This is a genomic window from Bacillus sp. FSL K6-1003, from assembly GCF_037964945.1.
Taxonomy (GTDB): domain Bacteria; phylum Bacillota; class Bacilli; order Bacillales; family Bacillaceae; genus Bacillus; species Bacillus mojavensis.
Genome location: NZ_CP150176.1, coordinates 2320846 through 2343791, shown reverse-complemented (window position 1 = coordinate 2343791; position 22946 = coordinate 2320846). Strand labels below are relative to the sequence as shown.

25 protein-coding genes are annotated in these 22946 nt (G+C 43.4%); 15 read left to right on the top strand and 10 right to left on the bottom strand.

The window, feature by feature from the left end; translation table 11 throughout:
- Window positions 1-5: 5 nt before the first annotated feature.
- Window positions 6-1271 carry a dihydrolipoamide acetyltransferase family protein gene (locus tag NSU16_RS11885; protein ID WP_339190940.1) on the top strand — a complete coding sequence of 422 codons (1266 nt, stop codon included), beginning with the start codon at window positions 6-8 and terminating at the stop codon, window positions 1269-1271.
- Between the two features lie 61 nt (window positions 1272-1332).
- Here NSU16_RS11885 and NSU16_RS11880 read toward each other — a convergent pair whose 3' ends face one another.
- The 3 genes from NSU16_RS11880 to NSU16_RS11870 form a co-directional block, all read right to left on the bottom strand.
- The gene (locus tag NSU16_RS11880; protein ID WP_029441362.1) at window positions 1333-2169 is read right to left on the bottom strand and encodes a MerR family transcriptional regulator; all 837 of its coding nucleotides are present in this window, start codon (window positions 2167-2169) and stop codon (window positions 1333-1335) included.
- Between the two features lie 69 nt (window positions 2170-2238).
- Complete coding sequence (bmr, locus tag NSU16_RS11875) at window positions 2239-3408, bottom strand: multidrug efflux MFS transporter Bmr (protein WP_010334860.1); 1170 nt, start codon at window positions 3406-3408, stop codon at window positions 2239-2241.
- A 122-nt stretch (window positions 3409-3530) separates the two neighbouring features.
- Window positions 3531-4424 carry a YegS/Rv2252/BmrU family lipid kinase gene (locus NSU16_RS11870; RefSeq protein ID WP_339190937.1) on the bottom strand — a complete coding sequence of 298 codons (894 nt, stop codon included), beginning with the start codon at window positions 4422-4424 and terminating at the stop codon, window positions 3531-3533.
- A gap of 161 nt (window positions 4425-4585) precedes the next feature.
- Here NSU16_RS11870 and brxB point away from each other — a divergent pair, with 161 nt between their 5' ends.
- The 6 genes from brxB (at window position 4586) to NSU16_RS11840 (ending at window position 9134) form a co-directional block, all read left to right on the top strand.
- Window positions 4586-5023 (top strand): bacilliredoxin BrxB, encoded by a 438-nt coding sequence (gene brxB / locus NSU16_RS11865; protein WP_024121978.1) that lies wholly within the window; start codon window positions 4586-4588, stop codon window positions 5021-5023.
- A gap of 266 nt (window positions 5024-5289) precedes the next feature.
- Complete coding sequence (gene artP / locus NSU16_RS11860; protein ID WP_339190935.1) at window positions 5290-6057, top strand: arginine ABC transporter substrate-binding protein ArtP; 768 nt, start codon at window positions 5290-5292, stop codon at window positions 6055-6057.
- Window positions 6058-6137: 80 nt separating this feature from the next.
- Window positions 6138-6797 carry an arginine ABC transporter permease ArtQ gene (artQ, locus tag NSU16_RS11855; RefSeq protein ID WP_014664528.1) on the top strand — a complete coding sequence of 220 codons (660 nt, stop codon included), beginning with the start codon at window positions 6138-6140 and terminating at the stop codon, window positions 6795-6797.
- Window positions 6790-7512 carry an arginine ABC transporter ATP-binding protein ArtR gene (gene artR / locus NSU16_RS11850; protein ID WP_010334855.1) on the top strand — a complete coding sequence of 241 codons (723 nt, stop codon included), beginning with the start codon at window positions 6790-6792 and terminating at the stop codon, window positions 7510-7512. Before artQ ends, artR begins: the two co-directional genes overlap by 8 nt.
- A gap of 71 nt (window positions 7513-7583) precedes the next feature.
- On the top strand, window positions 7584-8552 hold the full coding sequence (locus NSU16_RS11845; RefSeq protein ID WP_010334854.1) for an aromatic acid exporter family protein: 969 nt from the start codon (window positions 7584-7586) through the stop codon (window positions 8550-8552).
- Window positions 8553-8603: 51 nt separating this feature from the next.
- Complete coding sequence (locus tag NSU16_RS11840) at window positions 8604-9134, top strand: L,D-transpeptidase (protein ID WP_339190933.1); 531 nt, start codon at window positions 8604-8606, stop codon at window positions 9132-9134.
- Window positions 9135-9153: 19 nt separating this feature from the next.
- Here the strand turns inward: NSU16_RS11840 and prli42 are convergent, their stop codons facing one another.
- A complete protein-coding gene (gene prli42 / locus NSU16_RS11835; RefSeq protein ID WP_003226489.1) occupies window positions 9154-9246 on the bottom strand; it encodes a stressosome-associated protein Prli42 in 93 nt (30 codons plus the stop codon).
- 89 nt (window positions 9247-9335) lie between these two features.
- Here prli42 and mce point away from each other — a divergent pair, with 89 nt between their 5' ends.
- The 3 genes from mce to NSU16_RS11820 are packed head-to-tail and all read left to right on the top strand — an operon-like array spanning window position 9336 to window position 12409.
- A complete protein-coding gene (gene mce, locus NSU16_RS11830) occupies window positions 9336-9758 on the top strand; it encodes a methylmalonyl-CoA epimerase (RefSeq protein ID WP_268445938.1) in 423 nt (140 codons plus the stop codon).
- A complete protein-coding gene (locus NSU16_RS11825) occupies window positions 9751-11274 on the top strand; it encodes an acyl-CoA carboxylase subunit beta (protein WP_339192685.1) in 1524 nt (507 codons plus the stop codon). Before mce ends, NSU16_RS11825 begins: the two co-directional genes overlap by 8 nt.
- 19 nt (window positions 11275-11293) lie before the next feature.
- A complete protein-coding gene (locus NSU16_RS11820) occupies window positions 11294-12409 on the top strand; it encodes a tripeptidase T (RefSeq protein WP_024121972.1) in 1116 nt (371 codons plus the stop codon).
- 49 nt (window positions 12410-12458) lie between these two features.
- Here the strand turns inward: NSU16_RS11820 and NSU16_RS11815 are convergent, their stop codons facing one another.
- The 3 genes from NSU16_RS11815 to mifM form a co-directional block, all read right to left on the bottom strand.
- Window positions 12459-13187, bottom strand: a complete 729-nt coding sequence (locus NSU16_RS11815) for a DUF2071 domain-containing protein (protein ID WP_339192683.1) — start codon at window positions 13185-13187, stop codon at window positions 12459-12461.
- Between the two features lie 127 nt (window positions 13188-13314).
- Complete coding sequence (locus NSU16_RS11810) at window positions 13315-14142, bottom strand: membrane protein insertase YidC (protein WP_168748185.1); 828 nt, start codon at window positions 14140-14142, stop codon at window positions 13315-13317.
- 29 nt (window positions 14143-14171) lie between these two features.
- Window positions 14172-14459, bottom strand: a complete 288-nt coding sequence (mifM, locus tag NSU16_RS11805; RefSeq protein WP_081638334.1) for a membrane protein insertion/folding monitor MifM — start codon at window positions 14457-14459, stop codon at window positions 14172-14174.
- A gap of 72 nt (window positions 14460-14531) precedes the next feature.
- Here mifM and NSU16_RS11800 point away from each other — a divergent pair, with 72 nt between their 5' ends.
- From NSU16_RS11800 to NSU16_RS11790, 3 genes are all read left to right on the top strand, one after another.
- Entirely contained in the window at window positions 14532-15776 is a 1245-nt protein-coding gene (locus NSU16_RS11800) for a DNA polymerase IV (protein WP_168748184.1), read from the top strand.
- 109 nt (window positions 15777-15885) lie between these two features.
- The gene (gndA, locus tag NSU16_RS11795) at window positions 15886-17295 is read left to right on the top strand and encodes an NADP-dependent phosphogluconate dehydrogenase (protein ID WP_339190931.1); all 1410 of its coding nucleotides are present in this window, start codon (window positions 15886-15888) and stop codon (window positions 17293-17295) included.
- Between the two features lie 79 nt (window positions 17296-17374).
- Window positions 17375-18040 carry a DUF3885 domain-containing protein gene (locus NSU16_RS11790; protein ID WP_029441361.1) on the top strand — a complete coding sequence of 222 codons (666 nt, stop codon included), beginning with the start codon at window positions 17375-17377 and terminating at the stop codon, window positions 18038-18040.
- 32 nt (window positions 18041-18072) lie between these two features.
- On the opposite strand, the gene zwf is transcribed toward NSU16_RS11790, so the two are convergent.
- Window positions 18073-19542 (bottom strand): glucose-6-phosphate dehydrogenase, encoded by a 1470-nt coding sequence (gene zwf / locus NSU16_RS11785; protein WP_339190927.1) that lies wholly within the window; start codon window positions 19540-19542, stop codon window positions 18073-18075.
- A gap of 224 nt (window positions 19543-19766) precedes the next feature.
- On the opposite strand from zwf, the gene rnz reads away from it, so the two are divergent.
- A complete protein-coding gene (gene rnz, locus NSU16_RS11780; RefSeq protein ID WP_095713232.1) occupies window positions 19767-20690 on the top strand; it encodes a ribonuclease Z in 924 nt (307 codons plus the stop codon).
- Between the two features lie 74 nt (window positions 20691-20764).
- Window positions 20765-20914: a 50S ribosomal protein L33 gene (gene rpmG, locus NSU16_RS11775; RefSeq protein ID WP_326217975.1), complete on the top strand. Its 150-nt coding sequence runs from the start codon at window positions 20765-20767 to the stop codon at window positions 20912-20914.
- A gap of 34 nt (window positions 20915-20948) precedes the next feature.
- On the opposite strand, the gene NSU16_RS11770 is transcribed toward rpmG, so the two are convergent.
- On the bottom strand, window positions 20949-21719 hold the full coding sequence (locus NSU16_RS11770) for an alpha/beta hydrolase (protein ID WP_339190922.1): 771 nt from the start codon (window positions 21717-21719) through the stop codon (window positions 20949-20951).
- A gap of 119 nt (window positions 21720-21838) precedes the next feature.
- Window positions 21839-22855, bottom strand: coding sequence for an NADPH dehydrogenase NamA (namA, locus tag NSU16_RS11765; RefSeq protein WP_168748180.1), 1017 nt, complete (start codon window positions 22853-22855; stop codon window positions 21839-21841).
- Window positions 22856-22946: the final 91 nt, after the last annotated feature.

The window sequence follows — 22946 nt, the reverse complement described above, 5'->3', positions numbered from 1 at the left end:
CGATCATGGCAATAGAACAAATGACGATGCCGCAGCTTGGCGAAAGCGTAACGGAGGGCACGATCAGCAAATGGCTCGTCGCCCCTGGAGATAAAGTGAACAAATACGATCCGATTGCAGAAGTCATGACAGATAAGGTAAACGCAGAGGTTCCGTCCTCTTTTACCGGTACAATAACAGAGCTTGTGGGAGAAGAAGGCCAGACCCTGCAAGTCGGAGAAATTATTTGCAAAATCGAAACAGAAGGCGCAAAGCCGGCTGAACAAAAACAAGATCAGACCGAAGCGCCAACTGCCGGGCAAGTAGCTCCTGAAAACCGCACCGAAGCAGGCAGTCAGGCCAATAAGAAACGTTTGTCTCCAGCCGTACTTCGTTTGGCCGGAGAGCATGGCATTGACCTTGAGCAAGTGACAGGAACGGGAGCCGGCGGAAGGATCACGCGAAAAGATATTCAGCGTATCATTGATTCAGGCGGCGTTTCAGAACAGACTGAAGAGCCAAAAGCAGCAGCTCCTGCACCAGCGCAAAAACAGGAGACGAAAGAAGACGTTTCTCATCCTGTTTCAGCAGCCGGAGATAAAGAAATTCCTGTCACAGCTGTTAGAAAAGCGATCGCTTCAAATATGAAACGAAGCAAAACAGAAATTCCTCACGCTTGGACGATGATGGAAGTCGATGTCACAAACATGGTGGCATACCGAAACAGTATAAAAGATTCCTTCAAGAAAGCAGAAGGCTTTAATTTAACTTTTTTCGCCTTTTTCGTAAAAGCGGTCGCTCAGGCGTTAAAAGAATTCCCGCAAATGAACAGCATGTGGGCGGGGGACAAAATCATTCAGAAAAAAGATATCAACATTTCAATCGCGGTTGCCACGGAAGATTCTTTATTTGTTCCGGTGATCAAAAACGCTGATGAAAAAACGATTAAAGGCATTGCGAGAGAAATTACCGACCTTGCCAAAAAGGTGAGAGATGGAAAACTGTCAGCAGACGATATGCAGGGAGGAACGTTTACCGTCAACAATACAGGTTCGTTCGGATCTGTTCAGTCGATGGGAATCATCAATTATCCTCAGGCTGCAATTCTTCAAGTGGAATCGATCGTCAAACGCCCGGTTGTCATGGATCATGGCATGATTGCTGTCAGAGATATGGTCAATCTGTGCCTGTCTTTAGATCACAGAGTGCTTGATGGCCTCGTGTGTGGAAGATTCCTGGCACGTGTCAAAGAAATTTTAGAATCGATAGATGAGAAAACATCTGTCTACTAAACAAACAGAAAGAGCATTTTTTGAACGATACCTTCAAAAAATGCTCTTTTTCTATGTACCATTATTCTGCGATTCGGATTTTCATTTCAACCCGATATTCTTCTTGTTTTTTCGGAGAATAATGAATCGGTATGATTAACTCGTAAACATCACTGATAACCGTTAATTGACGGTCCGTGATATACTTGATCAGCTTTTGTAAGTTGAGAAAATAATGCTCTGGCGAGAAATTATAAGCGATACAAACATATTTGCCTTTTGGTATTGTTGTGATTTCCATATCCGGCGTAATCGCAGAAATTTGTTTATTCGTTAAGACAGGCGTGAAAATATGACGGTAAGTCATTTCATCAATGTTGTTGTACGGCTGAAACGAGAAAGTAGCACCGTAGCTATTGTTCGAAAAACCATCGGCTGATTCGATAAATGTTTTTAGTTTGCTGTATGAGGCGTTGAGCACGTTTTCAGGCCCGATTCCCTCTGCCTCTGTCTGTATAATCCGTGTTTCTTCCTCATCTAGAACAAACACCTCACCGAGCGCAGGATATTCCATCTGCCGTTTCATTCGCTTTTTCACCAGAGAAATGGTCTGCTCCAATGTTGATAAAAAATCTAATTTCTCTCTGATTTGCTTTTCCTGCTCTGTATAAAAAGCAAACAGTTCCTCCATCTCTAATTCCTGTGCCTTTTTCATCTCTTCTAAAGGTGTGCCAATATATTTTAATGATTTGATCAAATCAAGATGATAGAGCTGGGAGTCAGTATAATAGCGGTAGTTCGTATCCGGGTCGACGTAGGCGGGTTTGAATAAATCAATCTTATCGTAGTAACGAAGCGCTTTAATCGACACATTTGCCAGTTTTGAAACTTCTCCAATTGAGTAAAACGAGTCCTTCATGCCATCCCCCCTTATGATCAGTATAATGAAAAAGCGCATCCTTTGCAGTACACAAAGAATACGCTACTTTTACATGCTGGCTTTTATATGGGCAGGGGCTTTCCAGACAATGGTCAGCGCAATGCCTATGGCTAAAGCTCCTGTTGCAAAATAGAATGGATAGTTTAAGTCAATATCGAATAGCATTCCACCGATGATGGGGCCGAACACATTGCCGATGCTGGTAAACATTGAATTCATTCCGCCGGCAAATCCCTGTTCATTTCCCGCAATTTTTGACAGATAGGTTGTTACCGCCGGGCGCATAAGATCAAATCCGACAAATACGGTGAAGGTAACTAATAAAATCGCAGCATAGGAATTTACGATGGTCAGCAAAAACACAAGACTTGTTGAGAGAATTAAGCTGTAGCGGATTAAACGGATTTCCCCAAACCACCTTGTGAAGCGGTCGAATAAGACGACTTGCGTGATGGCTCCGACAATTGCTCCCCCAGTAATCAAAATGGCAATGTCACTGGCCGTAAATCCGAATTTATGATCAACGAATAACGCAAATAAAGATTCAAACGATGCTAATCCAAAAGACGATATTAAAATGATGAGAAAAGCAATGAAATACATAGGTGCAAAAATCCGTTTGAATCCTGTTTTTTGCCCCTCTATTTTCTCATTCTCAGGATTTCGCTCCGGTTCCCGTAGCGTTAGCATCGATAAAATTGCTGCTATTAACGCAAAGGCTGCCGCAAAGTAGAAAGGCAGACGGGAATGGATTTCCGCTAAAAATCCGCCAATGCCGGGGCCGATAATAAAACCTGTCGAAATAGCGGCTGACATATAGCCGAGCGCTTTCGGCCGTGTTTTAACAGTAGTGATATCGGCGATAAAAGCCGTGACTCCGGGCATAATGAAGGCAGCACTGATACCGCCAAGCATACGTGATATAAATAAAATGTCAACTGTTTTTCCGATGCCGAATAAAAACTCCGAAACACTAAAAAACAATAGACCAATCACGATCATAATTTTACGTCCAAAGCGGTCAACCCAGCGTCCGGCGATTGGTGAAACAATAAGCTGTGTAACAGCGAAACATGCAACCATATAGCCGACTGCGGTACCGGATAAATGCAATTCATTCATAATCGCGGGCGTTACCGGGATCACAAGCCCGATCCCTAAAAAAGCAATGAATAAATTGGTTAATAATATAGCTAATGTGATGTTCTGTTTCTTCATGTAACTTCCCCTTTTTACGAAAGTGTATCCTTTATACTGTAAGACCTCCTCTTAGGGGAGAGTCAACGGATTTCTTTCTATGAAGCTTTTCGCTCTTTATAAAGTCCATTACCAGCGGACAGTTATTCATTGCGGGGAATAAGCATGTCAATGTGCTGCGGAAGGACTTGAATCACAGCGGGTGTATGTGTATACACTTCTCCATCTGTATCAGCCTTTTTGATGGTATCCGTTTCAATTTCGACGCGAGAGGCCTGAACATAGGACAGCTCTCCGGTGAGCCGCTCTATTGAACCCTGTTCCATATTCATTAGCTCGCGCAAAGCGGAGAGGTTGGTGCTGCGGCAAATGAGGATATCGAGTAATCCGTCACTTATACTGGCATCCGGCAGGGGAATTCGATTCGTTCCAATGTATTGTCCGTTCATGACAAGCAGCATAACGGCTTCATCTTTTATCTCTTGCCCATCGATTGTCAATGAAATAGGAAAGGACTCAGCTGATGAGACGGTACGTAACGCGCTTGTAAAATAGCTGATTTTTCCTAATAACGCTTTTTCCGTTTCGTTGATTTGATTCGATGTTTCTGCGATCAGGCCGATCCCCCAAAAATTTAAAAAATAATGATCGTTCATCTGGCATACATCAACCTTAGATTTTTTTCCTGAGACGAGTGCTTCGGCTGCCTTTGCAAGATGTTGAGGAATGCCCAGCACTCTTGAAAAGTCATTGCACGTTCCGCCGGGCAAAATACCGATAGACGGCTTTCTTTCTAAAGAACTGATGCCATTGATGCATTGATGAACTGTACCGTCGCCGCCGAGAATAAAGACAGTCTCGACAGAATCATCTATTGAACGGCAAAAATGATAAGCATCGTCTTTTTTCTTTGTCTGTTTAATGATGACCTCATCTAACGATTGTGATAAAACTGGCACAACAGCTCCTAATGCTTTTTCTATATTTTTGTTGCCGGCGTTTCCGTTATGAATAAGTAAAGCTTTCCGGTGGCTCATACAAAACTGCTCCTTTATTTATACATCTGATTATATAATTCCCTTATCTTGTAAGGAGTAAACGAAAAGCAAAAAATCCTCCGATATAAGCGGTGGCATTTGCCGATAAGGCGGTTTCCTTGCTATCATAAGAACAGATGATGAAAAAGGAGAGGTCTTCATTGAACATGGACTTTAATTTATTTATGAATGATGTTGTCCGCCAAGCGAGACAAGAAATTACGGCTGCCGGATATACCGAACTGAAAACAGCTGAAGAGGTGGACGAGGCACTTACGAAAAAAGGAACGACGCTTGTCATGGTCAACTCTGTCTGCGGATGCGCGGGCGGGATTGCAAGACCGGCTGCATACCATTCCGTTCATTATGACAAAAGACCTGACCAGCTCGTGACTGTATTTGCGGGACAGGATAAAGAAGCGACGGCAAGAGCACGCGAATATTTCGAAGGATACCCGCCATCTTCTCCGTCATTTGCTATTCTAAAAGACGGAAAGATCATGAAAATGGTCGAGCGTCATGAAATTGAAGGCCATGAGCCGATGGCAGTTGTCTCAAAACTGCAGGAAGCCTTCGAGGAATATTGCGAAGAAGTATAAGATAAAACCCCGGATGCCCGAGCGGCACGGGGTTTTTTTGTGCATAAAATTCCAAGTCATGATGAATAAATATTAGAGTTTATTCAATGGATGCGCTATAAAAGATGTCCTTTTGCCTAGTGATAGGAGAAGAGATTGCTGGAAAAATAAGCTTCGAGATAATTTTTAAAAATAGTATTGCATAAAAATAAGAAAGTGTTTAAAATACAAATTAACGAATAAATATTCAAATATGATAAAAGTAATGAATATGGGGGAAATGGATCATGAAAAAATGGCTCTTATTACTGGTAGCTGCGTGCATCACCTTTGCATTATCTGCTTGCGGCTCAAGCAATTCAGGTTCAGAAAGCGGAAAGAAAAAGATAATTATGGGAACTTCGGCGGATTACAAACCATTTGAATATAAAGATGGCGATAACATTGTCGGTTTTGATGTAGATTTGGCAAAGGCCCTTGCAAAGAAAACCGGCTACGAAATTGAAGTGCAGGATATGGACTTCAACAGCTTAATTACAGCACTGAAATCAAAACAGGTTGATTTGGTTTTGTCAGGAATGACACCGACGCCTGATCGTAAAAAACAAGTTGATTTTTCTGATGTATATTACACAGCGAATCATATGATTGTCAGCAAAAAAGACAGCGGCATTAAGTCTTTAAAAGATCTGAAAGGAAAAACAGTCGGCGTTCAGCTTGGCTCCATTCAAGAAGAGAAGGGGAAAGAGCTTTCACCGGAGTATAATTTTAAAACTGAAGACCGCAACAGAATTTCTGATTTGGTGCAGGAAATCAAATCTGACCGTTTTGATGCTGCGATTATCGAAGACATGGTGGCAGAAGGGTATTTCAAATCAAATGATGACCTGCAGGGCTTCGTAATTCCTGATGCGAAAGCGGAGGAAGCCGGTTCAGCGATTGCTTTCAGAAAAGACAGTGAACTGACGGACAAATTCAATAAAGCCCTCAAAGAAATGCAAGTTAATGGAGAGCTCGATAAATTGAAGAAAAAGTGGTTCACTGGCGAGAAGTAAAAAAAGCGGCTCAACTTTTTCGTTGAGCCTTTTTATTGAATAGGAAATTCTTTTTCCTGTAAGAAAAGGAGACAAAGGCTATGAATTTGGATTTTTCAGCAACGATCCCCCAAATTCCTTTTATATTAGAAGGCTTAGCAATTACATTAAAAATTGTTGTGGTATCTGCTATTATCGGACTTATATTAGGGATTGTGCTAAGCTTATGCAAGATCAGCACGTTCCGCCCGCTGATCTGGATTGCTGATTTTTACACATCAGTTTTTCGCGGCACGCCTTTAGTGCTGCAGCTTATGATTGTTTATTTCGGGCTCCCGCAGCTGCTGGGCTTTCAAATTGACCAGTTTTGGGCGGCGGTTGTCGCATTGTCACTGAATTCCGCTGCTTATGTATCGGAAATTATCAGAGCGGGAATCAATGCCATTGATAAAGGGCAAAAAGAGGCTGCTGTCGCACTGGGTGTTCCGTACGGCAAAATGATGAAGGATCTGCTTTTGCCGCAGGCCTTCAAAAATATATCACCTGCCATTGTAAATGAATTAATTACGTTAACAAAAGAATCGGCGATTGTTACCGTTATTGGTCTTGGCGATGTCATGAGACGCGCGTATCAAGCGGGCGCCGCCACGTACAATTACCTTGAGCCGCTGATTATCGCCGGATTGATTTATTATGTGCTTGTCCTTATTTTAACGTTTATCGGCAAGGCTGTAGAAAGGAAGCTGAAATCCAATGATTAAGGTTGAAAAGCTGTCAAAATCATTTGGGAAACACGAAGTATTAAAAAACATTTCAACAAACATCGCTGAAGGTGAGGTTGTTGCCGTCATCGGCCCTTCAGGCTCAGGCAAATCCACATTTCTTCGCTGTTTGAATCTTTTGGAGAAGCCTAACGGCGGAACCATCACAATAAAAGACAAAGAGATTACGCAGCCGAAAACCAATACATTAAAGGTACGGGAAAACATTGGAATGGTATTTCAGCATTTTCATCTTTTTCCGCACAAAACGGTTCTCGAAAATATCATGTACGCGCCTGTAAATGTCAAGAAAGAATCAAAGCAGACTGCACAAGAAAAAGCTGAGGAACTGCTGCGTAAAGTCGGGTTGTTTGAAAAGCGAAATGACTATCCAAACCGTTTATCAGGCGGACAAAAGCAGCGTGTTGCCATCGCCCGTGCTTTGGCAATGAATCCGGAAATCATGCTGTTCGACGAGCCGACATCCGCGCTTGACCCTGAAATGGTCAAAGAAGTGCTCCAGGTCATGAAAGAACTGGTTAAAACCGGCATGACTATGGTGATCGTTACTCACGAAATGGGCTTTGCAAAAGAAGTGGCCGACCGCGTGTTATTTATGGATGAAGGGATGATTGTCGAGGACGGCAATCCGAAAGAATTTTTTCTTTCGCCAAAATCCAAAAGAGCGCAGGACTTTTTAGAAAAAATATTATAGAATATAGGAAAAAAGAAGAAGGCTTGTGCTTCTTCTTTTTTGTTGAAGAAACAAATAGAATGGAGTCCGACATGTTTAAAATTGGTTACCGCACAATAAAGACCGCACTTGGAACAGCTTTGGCCATTTATATAAGCCAGCTTTTACATCTGCAAAACTTTGCATCAGCAGGAATCATCACCATTTTGTGCATACAAATCACACAAAAACGGTCGCTTCAAGCGTCATGGGCCCGATTTGCAGCATGCTGTCTGGCAATTCTCTTTTCCTATCTCTTTTTCGAACTGATTGGCTATGATCCGTTTGTCATTGGATTGCTTTTGCTGATTTTCATCCCGACAACTGTTGTTTTAAAAATAAACGAAGGAATCGTCACCAGCTCAGTTATTATCCTTCATCTGTATATGTCCGGCGGCATTACGCCCCAATTCATTTGGAATGAAGTCCAGTTAATTACGGTCGGAATCGGCGTTGCTCTTTTAATGAATCTGTATATGCCGAGCCTTGACCGGAAGCTAATCGCCTATCGAAAAAAGATAGAGGACAATTTTGCTGTCATTTTCGCAGAAATCGAACGGTATTTGTTAACTGGTGAGCAAGATTGGACAGGAAAAGAAATTCCGGAAACACACCAGTTAATCACTGAAGCCAAAAACCTGGCGTATCGAGATGTACAAAACCACATTCTGCGCCACGAAAATCAGCACTATCATTATTTTAAAATGAGAGAAAAACAATTTGAAATCATCGAGCGCCTTCTCCCTAAAGTGACATCGATTTCCATTACGGTGGATCAGGGAAAAATGATTGCCGAATTTCTTTGTGATCTGCGGGAAGCAATCCACCCGGGAAATACAGCCTACAAGTTTTTGAAAAGACTTGCTGATATGAGAAAAGAATTCGAGGAGATGCCACTTCCTGCGACGAGAGAAGAATTTGAAGCAAGAGCCGCACTTTTTCATCTTCTGGGGGAAATGGAGCAATATTTGGTAATCAAAAGTTATTTCAAAGGAATCAAAGCAGAAAAATCGCTCGCTTAACTCGCATGAGCTCATCCTACATTGGTCAACCTAATGGAAAAGGAGGAGCTTATGCGTTTTTTCTTATGTTCAATAATGATGATTATTTCTCCGATATGGCCTCTTGGCCAAAATCCGCTTCCAGGTGACCCGTATGTCATCGTCAACAAGAAAACAAATGAGCTTGCTCTCATCATCGACAACAAAATTGAAGGCGTTTATCGTGTGGCAACCGGAAAGTCGGATGATTTGACGCCTGAGGGAGAATTTTCGATTACAGTAAAAGCGGTGAATCCTTATTACAGAAAGAAAAATATTGAAGGCGGAGCTTCTGAGAACCCGCTTGGGGCAAGGTGGATTGGGTTTGATGCGAGAGGGACAGACGGCCGGGTCTACGGAATTCATGGGACAAACCGGGAAGAATCTATCGGTCAATTTGTATCTAACGGCTGTATACGTATGCATAACGATGACGTTGTTCATCTGTTTCAAGAGATACCGGTGGGGACGAGAGTGCTGATCACGAAAGACTCCCGGTCTTTTGAGGAGATAGCCATTGAGCATAAAGCCCTGATAAAAAAGCAGGTTGTTCCTGTTCAATAGGCCGCCTGCTTTTTTATCATTATAAAAACATAACGATTCCTGAGAGCACTGTTGAAAGAATAAAAACTCCCAAAATCACGATTAAAACGCTTTTCATCAGTTTTTGAGACATGGTTTCACTCCTTAGACAATCTGATTATATTTTAACGTGTTTTGTATGGGCGGACAAGCGATATCTATTGCCGGAAAGCAGGGATGAAAATGACCGGACTTGACCATATTGGGATTGCCGTTTATTCCATAAACAAGGCCAGAGCTTTTTATGAAGATGTATTGGGATTAACGTTTCTTCATCAAGAAACGGTTGAAGAGCAAAAGGTGACCATTGCCCTTTTCCAAGCGGGAGGCGTTTATTTGGAGCTGATTGAGCCGTTAACGCCTGACAGCCCTGTCCGTACATTTTTAGATAAAAAAGGAGAGGGGCTGCACCATGTTGCGTTTCTATGCAGCGGCTTAACAGATCAGCTTCAAGCCTTATCAAACCGGCAAATTGATGTAATAGACAGGCAGCCGAGACAGGGAGCAAACGGGAAACAGATCGCGTTTATTTCTCCGCGGGAAACAAATGGCGTGCTTGTCGAGCTCTGTGAACCGAAAGGAGATCAAGACATTGAATATGAATGAGCATATCGGTCATCTATACAACAGGCGCAGGCAGGCAGAAGAAGGCGGGGGACATGCAAAGCAAGCTGAACAGCGGAAAAAGGGAAAGCTCACAGCGCGGGAAAGAATCGCCTATCTCTTGGATGAGGATAGTTTTATCGAATTATATCCCTTCATGGAGAGCCGAAGCTTAACAAGGGAGCAGCGTATATTGGGAGATGGAGTCGTGACGGGCTACGGTACGATTGACGGCCGCTCAGTATATGTGTTTGCGCAGGATTTTACCGTATTCGGCGGGGCGCTTGGCGAAACCCATGCGAAAAAGATTACCTCTCTTATGGATCTGGCAGCAAAAAATAAAGCCCCGATTATCGGGCTGAACGACTCAGGTGGTGCGAGAATTCAAGAGGGTGTGGTATCATTAGATGGATACGGTCACATATTTTACCGAAACGTCTTATATTCCGGAGTCATTCCGCAAATCTCGGTTATATTAGGGCCGTGCGCTGGAGGCGCTGTGTACTCTCCGGCACTTACTGATTTTATTTTTATGGCAGAACAGACGGGCCGAATGTTTATTACCGGTCCAAAGGTCATTGAAAAAGTAACAGGAGAACAGGTTGACGCGGAGAGCTTAGGAGGAGCGGGAATACATAATGCCGTCAGCGGAAATGCCCACTTTTCCGGAAAAACGGAAGAGGAGGTTCTGACAGGAGTGAAAAAGCTGCTGTCTTATTTGCCGCTCGACAAACAGATATCACCGCCTTCATCTGTGGATGAGGCCTCCAGCTCGTTAATAAACCGCCTCGTGCCGGCTGACAGCACAAAGCCATATGATGTTCGGGCGGTGATTCAGGAATTGGCTGATCCACAGTCTTTTTTTGAGATTCAGCCGTATTTTGCGAAAAATATCGTCATCGGATTTGCAAAGCTCGGCAAAAAAACGATCGGAATTGTGGCAAACCAGCCGAAACATTTAGCAGGGAGCCTGACGATTGACGCGGCTGATAAAGCAGCGAGATTTATCCGGTTTTGTGACGCCTTTGAGATCCCGCTGTTAACTGTCGAAGATGTACCGGGGTTTTTGCCCGGCATTCAGCAGGAGCATAACGGCATTATCAGGCACGGAGCCAAATTGCTGTTTGCTTATGCAGAAGCGACGGTTCCCAAAGTAACGCTCATCATCAGAAAAGCGTATGGCGGGTCGTATGTCGCCATGAACAGCAAATCCATCGGAGCGGATCTCGTGTTTGCTTGGCCAAATGCCGAAATCGCAGTGATGGGTGCTGAGGGGGCGGCATCTATTTTGTATGATAAAGATATTGAAGCGTCAGCTGACCCGCAAAAGACAAAACGCGAAAAAACAGCTGAATACAAAAAACAAAACGCCAGCCCTTACAAAGCGGCGGCATGCGGAATGGTCGATGACATCATTTTGCCGGAAGAATCAAGGAAAAGACTCATCCAAGCTTTTTACATGCTTGCACATAAGACAGAAGAGAGACCGAAAAAAAAGCACGGTAACATACCGCTTTAAACATGGAGGGGACTTACAAATGGTGAATGAAAAACGCCTGCTGGAAGAATTTTTAGAGCTTGTTCAAATCGATTCAGAAACGAAGCACGAAGCTGAAATTTGCAAAGTGCTGAAACAAAAATTTTCTGATTTAGGTGTAGACGTCAAAGAAGACGATACAATGGGTATCACTGGCCACGGAGCAGGAAACCTGATCTGCACATTAAAAGGAACGAAAAAGACAGATACAATTTATTTTACATCTCATATGGACACAGTCGTACCCGGAAACGGCGTAAAACCGGTTGTTGAGGACGGGTATGTTAAAACAGACGGCACAACAATTTTAGGCGCCGATGATAAAGCGGGATTGGCTGCCATGTTTGAAGCAATTAAAGTGCTCAAAGAAGAAAACATTGAGCACGGCACGATTGAATTCATCATCACAGTAGGTGAAGAATCAGGTCTTATCGGGGCAAAGGCGCTTGACCGTTCCATGATAACAGCATCCTACGGTTATGCTCTTGATTCAGACGGAAAAGTCGGCAATATCATTGTTGCGGCACCGACTCAGGCGAAGGTAAGAGCGGCGATTTACGGTAAAACTGCACACGCTGGAGTTGAACCAGAAAAAGGGATATCAGCGATTACAATCGCAAGCAAGGCCATTTCAAAGATGCCTTTGGGCCGCATCGATGAAGAAACAACAGCAAACATCGGGCGATTTGAAGGCGGCACACAAACAAACATTGTGTGCGACGAAGTTCACATTCTCGCTGAAGCCCGTTCTTTAGTTCCAGAAAAAATGGAAGCGCAGGTTCAAAAAATGAAAGCTGCTTTTGAAGAGGCAGCGGCTGATATGGGCGGACGTGCAGAAGTCGAAATCGAAGTCATGTATCCAGGGTTTAAATATCAAGATGGCGACCAAGTCGTTGAAATCGCGAAAAAAGCGGCAGCGAAAATCGGACGCACGAGCGAGCTGCAAACGAGCGGCGGCGGAAGCGACGCAAACGTAATTGCAGGCCACGGCATCCCAACGGTCAATCTGGCTGTCGGGTATGAGCAAATTCATACGAAGAACGAAAAAATGCCGATTGAAGAGCTGGTGAAAACAGCAGAAATGGTTGTTGCGATTATTGAAGAAGCAGCAAAATAATGAATAAAAACCCGAGTGCGGATCTGGCATTCGGGTTTTTTCCTAACAGTCAGCGCCATTGTCGAAGCGGCCAAAATAATACGTCTTGTTTTTTGGCATAATGAAGCAGCGGTTCTGAGTTTGGTAAAGTGATTTCGTGAGCATCAGCCACTGTATTGGTTGAAAACTGGGCCTCGGCTCTTTGAAGAAGCCAAGGGTGATGGTGAATGTCCTCATAATATAGCTTGTCACGATGAGTGGTGTAAAGTCTGTATCGCTCCGTCAGCCAGTAATCAAGCGAATCCTCTTGCGCTGTAAAAGGCGCAGAGAGTGGCCGGTACGTGGCACCGAATTCTGCTTTTCCAGCGTCTCTCCGTTTGCTTCTATATTCCATAGCATCCCATTTTTTTTCGGCTTTCATATCGGCGTAAAAATAAGGCAAATGAAAGAAAGTCCGTGCACCTTGAACTGCCAGCCGATGATCAGCATCTAAGCTAAAGAAATAAATGCCCGGCTTGCCTTTATAGGTGACATAAGTGCGCAGGTTAAGCTCTGGAAAGGACTGGGCTCCGGGAATAGGTGGGAGAAAACGCGCGCGAAGGTTTGTGACCATAAAGGGAAGCATGCTTACCCAAGCTTGTCCGTGATATGTATCTATGTCCAATATGGACGGAATCTTAGCTCGAAGGGTAGAGTCATCAACAGGCCAATGAGAAAATAAGACATCATTCCATGTTTGTTTCATGATCCAAATTCCCTCAGGCACAGCAATATTTTTTTGTTGAGACTGTTCCGTCACGACACCAGCTCCTTTCATTTGGATGTGAGTAAAGGTATTCCCGATTTTCTTCTTTTTAAACGAATGCAGGTTCTTGAAAGTGATGGAAATAAAAAAACAACTCCGAACAAAAGTCGGAGTTGTTTTTTTATTTCACCGGTTCTGTAAGAGCGGCTGTTTTTTTCTGTTTATGGTGTGTCATCTGAAGTACGACGTTTTGCACTGTCAAGAACAGTCCGCTGGTGAACCAGTACAGCGGAAGGGCCGCAGGAACATTAAGCGAGAAAATCGTCATCATCACAGGGAAGATAAACACCATTAGTTTTGCAGATTGCTGCGCTGCAGGATTTTGCGGGACAGCGGAATATTTCGCGCTCAGCTTTTGTGCGACATAGGCTTGGACAAAATACATAATCCCTGCACTAAGGGACATGAGAATATCAGATTGCCCTAAACTGAACCATAGAAACGAGTGTGAAGCAATTTCAGGTGTTGAGCGAATCGCGTAATAAAGCCCAATCATAATCGGAGACTGAATCAGCATTGGAAGACAGCCCATCGCAAGCGGGTTGATATTATGCTCCTGATACAGCTTCATCATTTCCATTTGCAGTTCTTTCTGCTTTTCCGGGTCCTTTGTCTTTTTAATTTTGGCTTGAATGCTGTCTACTTGCGGTTTAATGACTGCCATTTTTTCTTGGAACACACGCTGTTTTTTAAACTGATTGACAAACAAAGGCAGTACCACCACGCGCACAATAATGGTTACCAGAATGATAGATAACCCGTATTCTCCGTGAAACAGTCCGGCAACGCCTTTCAGCAGCGAGGAAAACGGCTCGATTAAATAGTCGTGGAAAAAACCGACGTTACCGAGACCTCCCACCTGATTTGTTGCAGCAAAAGCTGCGTTTCCAGAGCATAATACGATCAAAAAGGCCCCTACAGCCAAAAGTTTCTGATATGTTTTTAACAATTTGTTCTCCTCCTTTTTATAAATGCGGTTTATAAAAGAAGGGAACTGACGTCTTCATCATCATTCACAGGTGAATTCATGCGGAAGACTTTACGTATCCAAGTTGTAATGCGATGATATATAATAATAAGAAAGTCTGTTCGGTTTATTCGAAAGACCGTCTGATGTTCATCTGTTCGTTTTGATTTCCACTGCTCGCCGGCACGGCACTCTCGCAAGAGAAAAGCGATCCCGATGGCGGTCAGAGCCGGAAGAATAATTGTGAAAAAATCGACTAAGAATAAAACGTCATTTATCGACTCCACAAACATTGTCATCACATCCATTCAATACCTTCATTTTACTATATGTACAAGCCGTTGTCTAATGAACAGAAAGGAGATATGTTTATGCCGGGGAAGGGCCGAATTATTTTCCATATTGATATGAACAGTTTCTATGCATCGGTGGAAATGGCATATGACCCGGCTCTCCGAGGAAAGCCGGTTGCAGTTGCCGGAAACGTCAAAGAACGAAAAGGCATCGTCGTCACATGCAGCTACGAAGCAAGGGCGCACGGCGTGAAAACAACCATGCCGGTTTGGGAAGCAAAGCGCAACTGTCCTGATCTCATCGTCCTTCCGCCGAACTTTGACCGCTACAGAAGCTCTTCAAGAGCGATGTTTAGCATCCTTCGTGAATATACAGATCTGGTGGAGCCTGTATCCATCGACGAAGGCTATATGGATATGACGGATACACCATACAGCCGCAATGCCTATGAGACGGCAAAAGAAATACAAAGCAGACTGCAGAAAGAGCTGCTGCTTCCGTCAAGCATCGGAATTGCCCCGAATAAATTTCTCGCTAAAATGGCATCCGATATGAAAAAACCGCTTGGGATCACCATCCTGAGAAAAAGAGAAGTGCCTGATATCCTTTGGCCTCTCCCAGTTGGAGAAATGCATGGCGTAGGCAAAAAGACGGCGGAAAAACTGAACGGGCTTAGTATTGATACGATTGGAGATTTAGCGGCCGCTGACGAACACTCGCTAAAACGGCTGCTCGGCATCAATGGGCCCCGTCTCAAAAATAAAGCGAACGGCATTCACCATGCCCCTGTTGATCCGGAGCGCATTTATGAATTTAAAAGCGTAGGCAATTCATCCACACTTTCTCATGATTCTGCCGATGAGGATGAGCTGTTAGCTGTTTTTCGAAAACTGTCCGCATCCGTTAGCGACCGTTTGCAGCGTAAGGAAGTAATGGCTTCAAAGCTGTTTATTATGATCAGATACGCGGACTGGAAAACCATTACAAGAAGCATCACACTGAAGAATCCGATAGATCAAAAAAACGAGATATATAATGAAGCAGAACATCTCTTCTTTAAGCATTGGAACAAAAATCCAATCAGGCTGCTCGGCATTACCGGAACGGATTTGGTAGAAAAAGAGCAGGCCTATAAGCAACTCGATTTGTTCAGCTTTACAGAGGATGCGAAGGATGAACCGATTCAGCAGATGATGGAAAAACTGAATGAAAAGTACGGCTCCAAGCTGATCAGAAAAGGTGCAAAGGTTAAAAAAGACGAGAGCAAAACAAGCGGGACAAGCTTTAATAAAGATTTTTTTCAAGATGAAAAGAAAAGCTGAATGTCTTGAAATAAGGGGGTGAAGTATGGTAATTTCAATAGTATAAAGATCATTTTATTTTAATGTAAATTTTAAAATGGTTAAACGTTTTCAGAAGGGACGTTAGAATATGTCAAAACAACAAATCGGAGTTATCGGACTTGCGGTAATGGGTAAAAATCTGGCTTTAAATATTGAAAGCCGAGGATTTTCTGTTTCTGTTTACAACAGATCAAGCAGCAAAACCGAGGAATTTTTGCAGGAGGCTGAAGGCAAAAACGTTGTCGGCACCTACAGCATTGAAGAATTTGTTCAATCCTTGGAAACACCGCGCAAAATTTTGTTAATGGTTAAAGCGGGAACTGCTACAGATGCGACAATTCAATCTCTTCTTCCTCACTTAGAGAAGGACGATATTTTAATTGACGGCGGAAATACATACTATAAAGATACACAGCGCCGAAACAAAGAGCTTGCTGAAAGCGGCATTCATTTTATCGGCACAGGCGTTTCAGGCGGAGAAGAAGGAGCTCTTAAAGGGCCTTCTATCATGCCCGGCGGACAAAAAGAAGCTCATGAACTTGTGAAGCCGATTCTTGAAGCAATTTCTGCAAAAGTTGATGGTGAAGCGTGTACGACATATATCGGTCCGGACGGTGCCGGCCATTATGTAAAAATGGTGCATAACGGTATTGAATACGGCGATATGCAGCTGATCTCTGAATCTTATTTCATCCTGAAACAGGTACTTGGCCTTTCAGCTGATGAGCTTCATGAAGTATTTGCTGAATGGAATAAAGGCGAGCTTGACAGCTACCTGATCGAGATTACTGCTGATATCTTCACGAAAAAAGATGAAGAAACAGGCAAACCGCTTGTTGACGTGATTCTTGATAAAGCGGGTCAAAAAGGAACAGGAAAATGGACAAGCCAAAGTGCACTTGACTTAGGTGTTCCGCTTCCAATTATCACTGAATCTGTATTCGCACGTTTTATTTCAGCGATGAAGGATGAGCGTGTGAAAGCAAGCAACCTTCTTTCAGGACCTGAAGTGAAGCCTGTTACAGAAAATAGAGAAGACCTGATCGAAGCCGTCAGAAAAGCGTTGTTCATGAGCAAAATCTGTTCTTACGCCCAAGGATTTGCCCAAATGAAAGCTGCTTCTGAAGAATACAACTGGGATCTCAATTACGGTGAAATCGCTATGATCTTCCGCGGCGGCTGTATCATCCGTGCGGCATTCCTGCAGAAAATCAAAGAAGCTTACGACCGTGATCCTGAGCTTGACAACCTGCTGCTTGACAGCCACTTCAAGAACATTGCAGAAAGCTACCAAGGAGCGCTTCGCCAGGTGATTTCACTTGCAGTTGCCCAAGGTGTGCCGGTACCTTCATTCTCAAGCGCACTAGCTTATTATGACAGCTATCGCACAGCCGTGCTGCCTGCAAACTTGATCCAAGCGCAGCGTGACTACTTCGGCGCCCATACTTATGAGCGCACAGACAAAGACGGTGTCTTCCATACGGAATGGATGAAATAATAATGTGAAAAATCCCGCAGCCTGACAGCTGGGGGATTTTTTTTTGAAATAGAGTGCGGGGAACGAAAGGATGTATGTTTTGCCTGTAAATGAGTATGTACTTGAAAATTTTCCTGGTTTACGACTTACACCTCCTTTGTTTTATAACTGGCAGATCGGCATCCGGTTTGAAATAGGCGTAGGATATAATGTGAATGCTGCTTATCTACACAACCCTTATATAGATAACGCATACAAGAGAGCTGTCACTTTATTTAAGTCTCTACATGCCGATGATGATGATATATTTGTTATAGCTGATGCTGTTGGTTTTGGAGGGGGAAGGAGATATAAGAGCAAATTACATATTTTCTCACGGTACATTCGAGAAAAAGCTGTGTTGAAAAAACTGCAGCACATTGCTGTCTCTTATACTTGTTCTGATGATGATAAAACGCATAGATTTTTTCTGAGGTGTAAAGCTGGTGATGTAAGATATATTCCAATGCTGAGAGCGATATGTAATCAAGATATGGGGATAAAACCAAGCATTTCTCAAGATATTTACTTTATCAATATAAAAAAGAGAACCATTTTTCATCTTTATGATGATCGAGGCTGCGATATTTTAGCTGCTGCAGCTGAAACAATACGGGATATGTATGAAACATATAACAGTTGGATATTAGATTACGACAGAGAGAAAATCAATTGTCTTTTTGAGCCGCTTAGAGGCAGAGAGTTAAATACATCAATAAAAGGCTGAAAATGCTTTACAAGCACTTTCAGCCTTTTTCTTTATATATTCCACCAATGCAAGCCGTCTTTCGCCAAAAGATCATCTGATTCTTTTGGACCCATAGAACCTGCTTCGTAGTTTGGCGATAGGGTTTTGTTGGCTGCCCATGTTTCAGAAATGGAATCGACAAAGCTCCAAGAAAGGGCCACTTCATCCCAGTGTGCGAAGTTCGTCGCATCGCCAAGAAGACAGTCGTGAATCAATTTTTCATATGCTTCAGGAGTGTTCAGTTCATCATTGCAATTGCTGAAGTAATCCAATTTGATTGGCTGCGCGTGTGCTGCTCCTCCGAGTTTTTTAGCGTTTAAGTACAGTGTAATGCCTTCGTCAGGCTGAATATGAATGACGAGTAAGTTCGGATTCATGTTGTTTTCATTGCCGTAGTACAGGTTCATCGGAATGTCCTTAAATTGAACGACAATTTTTGTAGACTTTTCTTTCATTCGTTTTCCGGTACGAATGTAGAATGGAACACCAGCCCATCTGAAGTTGTCGATCAGAAGCTTTCCAGAAACAAAGGTTTCTGTATTTGAGTCAGGAGCGACGTTATCTTCATCTGTATAAGCAGGGACTGGCAGACCGTCAATTTCACCGGCTTGATATTGTCCGCGCACAAAATACTCATCCACTTCGTCTTTTGCAATAGGGCGGAGGGCTCTCAGCACCTTCACTTTTTCGCTGCGAATTTCTTCTGTGTTCAGTTTAATCGGCGGCTCCATTGCGAGAAGCGCAACCATTTGCATAATATGGTTTTGGACCATGTCGCGAAGGGCGCCTGATTTTTCGTAATATCTAGCACGGTCTTCAACACCAAGTGATTCGCTTGATGTGATTTGGATATTTGAGATGTAGCGATTTGTCCATAGCGGTTCGAAAATCGCATTGGCAAATCGAATAACCTCAATATTCTGCACCATTTGTTTTCCTAAATAGTGATCGATTCTATAAATTTGATCTTCTGTAAATGCTTCACGAATTTCTTGATTTAATGCTTGCGCGCTTGGCAAGTCATGGCCAAACGGCTTTTCAATCACAAGGCGGGACCAGCCTGTAGTTGCTGTAACACCTTCTGATTTTAATGTCTTTGCAATTGTTCCAAAGAATTCTGGAGCCATTGCCAAGTAGAACATTCTGTTGTTCGGGATTTGATATGTATCTTCCAGCTGATTGAGCAGTACGTTAAGCTCTTGATAAGAACCAGGGTTTGTCACGTCAAACGGGTGATAATAGAAATGAGACGTGAAGTCATCTATATGTTTATCAGCAGCTGAGGAAATAGATGTTTTGACGGTTTGGCGAAGATCCTCATTGGACCAAGGTCTTCTTCCGACTCCTACAACTGCAAACTCTTCTCCGATTTGTCCATTTTTATATAAACGGTGAATGGACGGATAGAGTTTTCGTTTTGCCAAATCTCCCGTTGCACCGAATATGACAATTACTGCTTTTGGTTGTTGGTTTGTTTTCACTAAAAGTACCTCACTTTATTCGAAGCTTTATTTTAGTACCCCGTATATTTCCTTCATTTTAAATCTAAAATTCAACGAAAGCAAACATTTAAGCCCCTTTTTTTGCAGAATGGCGCAAAAATATTTCTAGAACGAAAGGTTTGCCCGAATCAGAGGCGAGATTCACATTTTACGCCTGATCCTGTATTCTTGTAGGTAACTAGTTCTAGTAGGAGGAAGGAAATGTGGAATTACTTTTTTTAGGGACGGGAGCCGGAATTCCCGCTAAGTCGAGAAACGTGACGTCGATCGCATTAAAGCTGCTTGAAGAAAGGCGATCTGTATGGCTGTTTGACTGCGGGGAAGCCACACAGCATCAAATTTTACATACATCGATTAAACCTCGAAAAATAGAAAAAATCTTCATTACTCACATGCACGGCGATCATGTATACGGTCTTCCGGGGCTTCTTGGCAGCCGTTCTTTTCAGGGCGGTGAGGACGAGCTGACGGTTTACGGACCGAAAGGCATCAAGGCCTTTATTGAAACAAGTCTTGCCGTCACGAAAACTCACCTAACATATCCGCTTGTGATACAAGAGATTGAAGAGGGAGCCGTATTTGAGGACGACCAGTTTATCGTCACAGCTGCATCCGCGATTCATGGTGTAGAGGCCTTTGGGTACCGCGTACAAGAAAAAGATGTGCCTGGTTCTTTAAAGGCGGCGTTATTAAAGGAAATGAATATTCCGCCTGGACCTGTATATTCGAAAATAAAAAAAGGTGAAATCGTGACGCTTGAAGACGGACGCACCATAAATGGGGAGGATTTTTTGGAGCCTCCTAAAAAGGGGAGAGCTGTCGTGTTTTCCGGGGATACGAGAGTGAGCGATAAGATAAAAGAGCTTGCGCGGGACTGTGATGTGCTTGTGCATGAAGCCACCTTTGCTAAGGATGATGTGAAGCTTGCTTTTGATTATTTTCACAGTACAACAGAACAAGCAGCTGTAACAGCAAAAGAAGCTGGGGCGAAGCAGCTCATCTTAACTCATATCAGCGCAAGATATCAGGGAGAGGCCTCTCTGGAGCTTCAGAAAGAAGCGGCAGCCGTTTTTCCGAACAGCATCACGGCTTATGATTTCTTAGAAGTACAAGTTCCGAGAGGCTGAGAAGGTGTTTGACAATCTGTTATTAAGCTGTATAATAAAACGTAATCATTACGCTTTATAAGGAGATGTTAAACATGAGAGTAAATGTTACTTTGGCTTGCACTGAAACAGGGGACAGAAACTACATGACAACCAAAAATAAACGCACAAATCCTGATCGTTTAGAGCTGAAAAAATACTCACCGCGGTTAAAAAAATATACCCTTCATCGCGAAACAAAATAATAAAAGACCCGGCTGCTTTAGCCGGGTTTTTTGTTTAATTGACTGCCTGGTACAGCGGGGCGGCCTGCTGGCAGGCCGCACACCATACATCATAAATCGCCAGATGGACGATATGAGGTTCATCATGATGAATGTTATGTGAGCTGTTTTTTGCTTGTATCCAGCCGCTTTGATCGGATAGGGACAAAATACTGCTATGCAGGTTTCTCCAGTCCGCTTCAGCAGAGGCGAATTTCTCAGTGCGTTCACCTGATGACAGGACAATAAGGGGCATGTTTCCTAAATGGACTTGCTGCTGTTTGACTTGCTGCAGGCTTTTCAAAAATTCAGCATATGTCTCCTCGAGCATCATCTGCTTTCTGTATGCTGTATGCATTTCTTCAGGAATAAATGTAAAGCCGCCTGTGCCGTCATCTCCTAAAGCGGGATCAAGGAGCACCATGCCGATAATATCCTCTCGGTTTTTACAGGCCCATAAACTGCTGATAACCGATCCGTATGAATGTGAAACAACCAGATAAGGCGGTCTTATACCTGCTGCCTTAAGCAAGCTTTCTAATTCTCTCACCTTTTGGTCGGCTGTTCGTTCTGCCTTGCTTTGTCCGCTTTTCCCAATACCCGCTCTATCATATGTGAATATGCCAAATTCGCCATCAATGTCCGCTGTTAATGGTTTCCACGTCTCTGAAGAAGTGCCGTAGCCGGCTTCAAAAACAATGGTTACACCGCTAAATCCTTTTCGGTATTTTGTATGAAATTCACAACCGTCAACCATATAGGTCCTTTCGATCCATGCTGCATTCATTGGAGTCATCTCCTCTAATTGGTTCTACTAGGGAGACGGAGAACGTCAGCTGATCGTTTCTCCAAAAATAAAAAAAGAGATATCCGGCGGCGGAGCCGCGGATATCTCGAATCTCAAGATTACCAGCCTCTTTCGTATTGAACAGGGGCTTGAATATCTGTATTGAGCTGTTTTGCGGCAGTTCTTGCAAAGTAAGGATCGCGTAATAGCTCTCTGCCGATAAAGATGAGGTCTGCACGGTTATTTTGAAGAATTTCTTCAGCCATTGAACCATTTGTAATCATTCCGACAGCACCAGTCGCCATATCAGCCTGTTCGCGGATTTTCTCGGCAAAGCTGACCTGATAGCCAGGGAATACGTTAATGTCTGCATGAACAAGGGCACCTGAACTGCAGTCAATTAAGTCAACGCCCTGCTCCTTCATCCATTTTGCAAAACCGATATGATCAGCGATGTCTAAGCCTTTGTCTGTATAGTCAGAAGCCGATACACGGACAAATAAAGGACCATCCCACACTTGATTGACTTCATCAATGATTTCTCTTAAGAAACGGTATCGGTTTTCTGGTGAGCCGCCGTATTCATCTGTGCGATGGTTAGAAAGCGGAGATAAAAATTCATGAATTAAGTATCCGTGTGCCGCATGAATCTCAATCACATCAAAGCCTGCTTCTTTTGCACGGGCTGCTGCTTGTTTGAACTCCTGCACGGTCTCTTTCACTTTTTCAGTTGTCATTTCAACCGGTGTGCTGGATTGCTCGTCAAACGCAATCGCAGACGGAGCGAAAATATCGCCTTCAAGCTCTGCTTTACGTCCTGCGTGGGCAAGCTGAATTCCGATTTTTGAGCCTTGCGCTTTTACCTGCTCAGTCAGCTTTGCAAAACCTTCGATATGCTCGTCGCTCCATATCCCTAAATCTTGGTCTGTGATGCGTCCTTGAGGATTAACCGCTGATGCTTCCACAATAATTAACCCGACCTGGCCGACTGCGCGTGTTATGTAGTGAGCCATGTGGAACGGCTGTAACTTTCCGTCCTTTTCGTGAGAAGAGTACATGCACATTGGTGACATCACAATGCGGTTTTTTAACGTTACATCTTTAATCGTCATAGGTGTGAATAATTTTCTGGCCATTTCTTTCGCCTCCCGTAAGGTTTTTAGAGGTTGATTATAACAAGTCATTTCTTTCCCGTCATATAAACTGCTCAAACGATCCGATTTTGTC

Bases quoted from the DNA above. Each gene is read 5' to 3' on its own strand.
- NSU16_RS11800 (WP_168748184.1), top strand. From the start codon at position 14,532: ATGCCGGGGAAGGGCCGAATTATTTTCCATATTGATATGAACAGTTTC.
- NSU16_RS11820 (WP_024121972.1), top strand. From the start codon at position 11,294: ATGGTGAATGAAAAACGCCTGCTGGAAGAATTTTTAGAGCTTGTTCAA.
- NSU16_RS11885 (WP_339190940.1), top strand. From the start codon at position 6: ATGGCAATAGAACAAATGACGATGCCGCAGCTTGGCGAAAGCGTAACG.
- artP (WP_339190935.1), top strand. From the start codon at position 5,290: ATGAAAAAATGGCTCTTATTACTGGTAGCTGCGTGCATCACCTTTGCA.
- mce (WP_268445938.1), top strand. From the start codon at position 9,336: ATGACCGGACTTGACCATATTGGGATTGCCGTTTATTCCATAAACAAG.
- prli42 (WP_003226489.1), bottom strand. From the start codon at position 9,246: ATGTCTCAAAAACTGATGAAAAGCGTTTTAATCGTGATTTTGGGAGTT.
- NSU16_RS11840 (WP_339190933.1), top strand. From the start codon at position 8,604: ATGCGTTTTTTCTTATGTTCAATAATGATGATTATTTCTCCGATATGG.
- bmr (WP_010334860.1), bottom strand. From the start codon at position 3,408: ATGAAGAAACAGAACATCACATTAGCTATATTATTAACCAATTTATTC.
- rpmG (WP_326217975.1), top strand. From the start codon at position 20,765: ATGAGAGTAAATGTTACTTTGGCTTGCACTGAAACAGGGGACAGAAAC.
- artR (WP_010334855.1), top strand. From the start codon at position 6,790: ATGATTAAGGTTGAAAAGCTGTCAAAATCATTTGGGAAACACGAAGTA.
- NSU16_RS11880 (WP_029441362.1), bottom strand. From the start codon at position 2,169: ATGAAGGACTCGTTTTACTCAATTGGAGAAGTTTCAAAACTGGCAAAT.
- NSU16_RS11825 (WP_339192685.1), top strand. From the start codon at position 9,751: ATGAATGAGCATATCGGTCATCTATACAACAGGCGCAGGCAGGCAGAA.
- NSU16_RS11770 (WP_339190922.1), bottom strand. From the start codon at position 21,719: ATGAATGCAGCATGGATCGAAAGGACCTATATGGTTGACGGTTGTGAA.
- artQ (WP_014664528.1), top strand. From the start codon at position 6,138: ATGAATTTGGATTTTTCAGCAACGATCCCCCAAATTCCTTTTATATTA.
- NSU16_RS11870 (WP_339190937.1), bottom strand. From the start codon at position 4,424: ATGAGCCACCGGAAAGCTTTACTTATTCATAACGGAAACGCCGGCAAC.
- gndA (WP_339190931.1), top strand. From the start codon at position 15,886: ATGTCAAAACAACAAATCGGAGTTATCGGACTTGCGGTAATGGGTAAA.
- mifM (WP_081638334.1), bottom strand. From the start codon at position 14,459: ATGACAATGTTTGTGGAGTCGATAAATGACGTTTTATTCTTAGTCGAT.
- namA (WP_168748180.1), bottom strand. From the start codon at position 22,855: ATGGCCAGAAAATTATTCACACCTATGACGATTAAAGATGTAACGTTA.
- NSU16_RS11845 (WP_010334854.1), top strand. From the start codon at position 7,584: ATGTTTAAAATTGGTTACCGCACAATAAAGACCGCACTTGGAACAGCT.